This is a genomic window from Sanguibacter massiliensis, assembly GCF_900240335.1.
Lineage (GTDB): Bacteria > Actinomycetota > Actinomycetes > Actinomycetales > Cellulomonadaceae > Flavimobilis > Flavimobilis massiliensis.
On the sequence record NZ_LT964981.1, the window covers coordinates 1 to 4,398 of the forward strand.

Below are 4,398 nucleotides of genomic sequence, written 5' to 3' on the forward strand. Positions count from 1 at the left end.
TTGTGTATAAGAGCCCCCCTTCCGCCCATTCGATGCGGGTCGTCCGTCAATCCGTCCACGAGCCCACCCACAGTGTTCCGATAGCCGATCCACACCCTGGAGGTGTGAGGATCGGCTATCGAGCATTCCGCTCCTGCTGGCGACAGTTGTCGATAGCCGATCCGGACACGTCCAGTGGTCCGATCGGCTATCGAGCCGCTGGGCCCCGACGGTTATCGGGATCCGACCGTTCGACGGGCAGCCCCGTCGAGCCGTCGGGAGGACGTGGGAGGGTAGGCGCGGCGCGAAAGACCTCAGCCCACCAGGGCAGAGAAGCGCCGGATAGGCGATACATACGTGTCACGCGTGCGGATCGGCTATCGAGCATGACCGTCCCGCTGGCGACAGTCGTCGATAGCCGATCCGGACACGTCCAGTGGTCCGATCGGCTATCGAGCCACTTCGCGCTCGGGGTGGTGGCGGATTGACTCCGCCCGCACGTCGAATGGTCGGCAGGCGTCCATCCGTCGAGGAGAGGGTCACACCGGGAGCGTGAGGATGCGCGCGCCCGGGACGTTGCCCGTCGCCGTCACCACGTCGTCGACGACGCCCGCCGCCGTCATCGCCGCCGCGAGCGCGAGCGCGTGCCGCGGCGAGCGGCCGAGCGCCGCGACCGTCGGCCCGGAGCCCGAGACGACGACGCCGAGCGCGCCCGCCGCACGCGCGACGTCGAGCACCTCGAGGAGGGCCGGCTCGAGCTCGCACGACGCCGCCTCAAGATCGTTCCTCAGGTGCGCGCCGACGCCCTCTGCGTCACCAGCGCGCAACGCCGCCATGAGCTCGACCCCCGGCTCGTCGTCCCACCGTTCCGCGGTCGGCACGTCCCCGCCGCGCTCCGCCGCGGCCGCAAGCCGCTCGTCGAAGCGCCCGTACGACGCCGCCGTCGAGATCCCCGCGTGCCGCAGGCCGAACGCCCAGTGCAGCTCACCACGCACGAGCGCAGGCGTGAGCAGCTCACCCCGGCCCGTGCCGACGGCCGTGTGCCCGACGAGCGGGAACGCGACGTCCGCGCCGAGCTCGCCCGCAAGCTCGAGCAGGCGCGCCCGCGGCACACCCGTCCCCCACAGCGCGTCGCATGCGAGGAGCGCCGCGGCGCCGTCCGCCGACCCGCCAGCCATCCCGCCTGCGACCGGCACGCCCTTGGCGAGATGGAGGTGGACGTCGGGCTCGATCCCCACCTCGGCGGCGAGCAGCTCCGCCGCACGCCACGCGATGTTCGACGCGTCGAGCGGCACGAGCTCCGACTGCGGGCCCGACGCCGTCATCGACAGGCCGTTGGACCGCTGCGCCGTGACGTCCTCGTAGAGCGACACCGCCTGGAACACGGAGACGACGCGGTGATAGCCGTCGTCACCGACAGGGCTCACCTGGAGCGCAAGGTTGACCTTGCCGGGAGCACGGACGACGACGCGGCCGGGCAGGTCGCCCGCGCGGGTCGCGCCCGTCATGCGGCGGGGCCGTCCGTCGCCGAGAGCTCGTCGGCGGACGTCGCGTGCCGAGCAGCCGCACCGTCGTCGGGAGCAGCAGCGCCGTCGCCAGGTGCAGCAGCCGCACCGTCGTCACCTGCACGACGTTCGCGCTCGCGTCGCGACGCGCGCGGCGCCGGCGCGTGGAACCCGCCCCGGGCGAGGATCTCCTCGGTGATGCGCGCGAACGTGTCGATGTCGCACACCTCGCCGCGCGCCGACGGGTCGACGCCTGCGGCCTCGAGCGCCTCCGCGGCGGCCGCGCCCGAGCCCGCGAGCCCGGCGAGCGTCGCGCGCAGCGTCTTGCGGCGCTGCGCGAACGCGGCGTCGACGACCGTGAAGACGTCCTCGCGCGACGCCGTGGTCGACGGCGGGTCGCGCCGCTCCATCGCGACGAGCGCCGAGTCGACGTTCGGGGCGGGCCAGAAGACGTTGCGGCCGATCGTCGCGGCGCGCGACGTCCGGCAGTACCAGGCGGCCTTCGCGGACGGCACGCCGTACGTCTTCGACCCGGGAGGCGCCGCGAGCCGGTCGGCGACCTCGAGCTGCACCATGACGAGCACGCGCTCGAGCGAGTCGAAGCGCTCGAGGAAGTGGAGCAGCACTGGCACCGAGACGTTGTAGGGCAGGTTCGCGACGAGCGCGACGGGCGGCGGCCCGGGCAGCTCGGTGACGGTGAGGGCGTCCTGGCCGACGAGCGAGAAGCGCTCGGTCGCACCCGGCTGGAAGGTGGCGACGGTCGTCGGCAGCTCGGCAGCGAGGACCGGGTCGATCTCGACGGCGACGACGCTCGCGCCCGTCTCGAGGATCCCGAGCGTGAGCGAGCCGAGCCCGGGGCCGATCTCGACGACGTGCTCGCCCGCCTCGACGCCTGCGGTGCGGACGATCTTGCGCACCGTGCCGGCGTCGATGACGAAGTTCTGGCCGAGCGTCTTCGTCGGCCGGACGCCGAGCCGCTCGGCGAGCTCCCGCACCTGGACGGGGCCGAGAAGGGTGGCGGCAGAAGTCATGCCCCGAGCCTACGCGGCCCACCCCTCACGCAAGAATCCGAGCATCTGGTCACTGACAGCGACCAGATGCTCGGATTCCTGGGGACGGCTGGGTCAGCGCAGACCGAGCTTCGCCGAGCAGTGCGGCCACTGGCCCCAGCCCGAGCGTGCCTGGAGGATCTTCGCGCGCTTCGTCTGCTCGGCGGCCGACGCCTGCGACGGGAGGCCCGTGCCACCGACCGAGCGCCACGTCGCGACGGAGAACTGGTAAAGGCCGTGGTAGGCGCCGCTCGCCGAGACGGCGTTCGCACGACCGCCCGACTCGCACTGCGCCAGCCTCTGCCACACCGTGCCGGACGGGGCCGTGCCCTGGTCCTTCGACGACGTCGACGGCGTCGCCACCGGCCGCTTCTTCGTGCCGACGACCTTGATCTCGGTGACCGGCTTCGTCGTCACCTTCTCGGAGATCTTCTCCTTCTCGACGACGTCGCCGTCGACCGTGCGGATGCGGTGGACGGTCGTGCGGACACCGTCCTTGCCGGCGGTGCGGACGATCGTCGGCTGGTCCGTGTAGCGCGCAGAGTCCTTACGCGTCTCGGTCTCGTGCGCGATCTTCTTCGTCGAGGTCTTCTCGGTGACCTCGACCCGGCGCACGACGACGGTGACGACGCCCGCCTCGCCCGCGGCGACCTCGTGGCCGTCGGAGGAACGCTCGGCGACGAGCACCTCGTCGAGCTCGCCGAGCTCGACGTCCACGGCGGCGAGCGCCGCATCGACGTCGGCGACGCCTGCAGCCACCGGGTGGACCTCACCCTCGACGAGCACCTGGACGGCCTCGTCGAGCGGGAGGCGCACGCCGATCTCGGTGCGGGCCGAGGAGCGGGACGCGACGAGGTGGACGCCCGACTCACGCTGCTCGAGCGAGTCGAGGACCTCGGCGGCGTCGAGGGCCGTCGTCCACACGGACTCGTTCTCCTCGCCGTCGAAGACGGTCACCTCGCGCCCGTAGCGGACGACGATCGTGTCGCCGTCGCCGAGGGAGGAGGCAGCACCGGGGGCGACGACGTCGCGCGCACCGGTGTCGATGCTCAGCTCGTCGAGCAGGTTGCCGACCGACCCGGCCCACGTGTCGACCTCGACGATCTTGCCGTCGACGTCGAGGCTCACGGTCTTGTGGGCGTCTGCGGCGACCGCGATCCCCACACCGCCGAGCGCGAGCGCGACGGCGGTCGTGCCGACGATCCACGGTCGGCGCCTGAGCGGCCTGCGTGCGTGCACCTCCTCCGTCGTCCCGAGGGTGGGGTCGGTGCTCTCCGCACGCGTGGCGCGGCTCAGGGGGTTGTGCATCAGTGTCCAGACGTCGACCTTCCCGGCACCGAGATCGACGTTCCACGCGCCCGCGGGGCACGGCCCTGATGCGCGCCCTGCGGCGCTGCCTGAGGTCCGTGGTGCGCTCGGCGCACGCGACGTGGGGTCGAGACCGGATCCGGTTGAGAGACCGTCCCCCGGCAGGGGTGGCGCTCCTCCCCTCACCGGGGCGGGGCGACCGTGACGGCCGTCCGCCGACATCCCACGGCCCGGTCGGGAGGTCCTTGTGGGACCGCCGTCAGGGCCGCCGGGACGGCGGACGAACGGTTTACCGTAACCGGGGCGTGACCTTCGCACCAAGTCTTCGTGGGACAGATCACCCACGCGACGCCGTGTCCTGGGAGCCTGGACACGAGCCGCCGCGGCTGTGGTCAGGCAGTCGTGGCACGGCCCGACGCGCCCGCGGCGCCTAGGCCGTGTTGCTAAATCTATTGGAGTGCTGCGGAGAGGCAGGGGCCGGCTGCGTATGAGCGGGCGGTCTTGTCGTAGCGGGACGCGAGTCCTCGCCACTGCTTGACGAAGCTGAAGCACCGCTC

3 protein-coding genes are annotated in these 4,398 nt (G+C 72.4%); all 3 read right to left on the reverse strand.

Annotation, left to right across the window (positions count from 1 at the left end; genetic code table 11):
- Positions 1 to 518: 518 nt before the first annotated feature.
- The 3 genes from C1729_RS13950 to C1729_RS13960 all read right to left on the reverse strand — a co-directional run bounded on the left by C1729_RS13950 (position 519) and on the right by C1729_RS13960 (position 3,841).
- A complete protein-coding gene (locus C1729_RS13950) occupies positions 519 to 1,487 on the reverse strand; it encodes a 4-(cytidine 5'-diphospho)-2-C-methyl-D-erythritol kinase (protein WP_102510754.1) in 969 nt (322 codons plus the stop codon).
- Positions 1,484 to 2,515 carry a 16S rRNA (adenine(1518)-N(6)/adenine(1519)-N(6))-dimethyltransferase RsmA gene (gene rsmA / locus C1729_RS13955; protein WP_102510755.1) on the reverse strand — a complete coding sequence of 344 codons (1,032 nt, stop codon included), beginning with the start codon at positions 2,513 to 2,515 and terminating at the stop codon, positions 1,484 to 1,486. The genes C1729_RS13950 and rsmA overlap by 4 nt, the downstream gene beginning before the upstream one ends.
- Positions 2,516 to 2,608: 93 nt before the next feature.
- On the reverse strand, positions 2,609 to 3,841 hold the full coding sequence (locus C1729_RS13960) for a resuscitation-promoting factor (RefSeq protein WP_102510756.1): 1,233 nt from the start codon (positions 3,839 to 3,841) through the stop codon (positions 2,609 to 2,611).
- Positions 3,842 to 4,398: the final 557 nt, after the last annotated feature.

What these genes read in the sequence shown, in the direction of transcription:
- C1729_RS13960 (WP_102510756.1), bottom strand. Translation starts at nt 3,841, where the DNA reads ATGCACAACCCCCTGAGCCGCGCCACGCGTGCGGAGAGCACCGACCCC.
- rsmA (WP_102510755.1), bottom strand. Translation starts at nt 2,515, where the DNA reads ATGACTTCTGCCGCCACCCTTCTCGGCCCCGTCCAGGTGCGGGAGCTC.
- C1729_RS13950 (WP_102510754.1), bottom strand. Translation starts at nt 1,487, where the DNA reads ATGACGGGCGCGACCCGCGCGGGCGACCTGCCCGGCCGCGTCGTCGTC.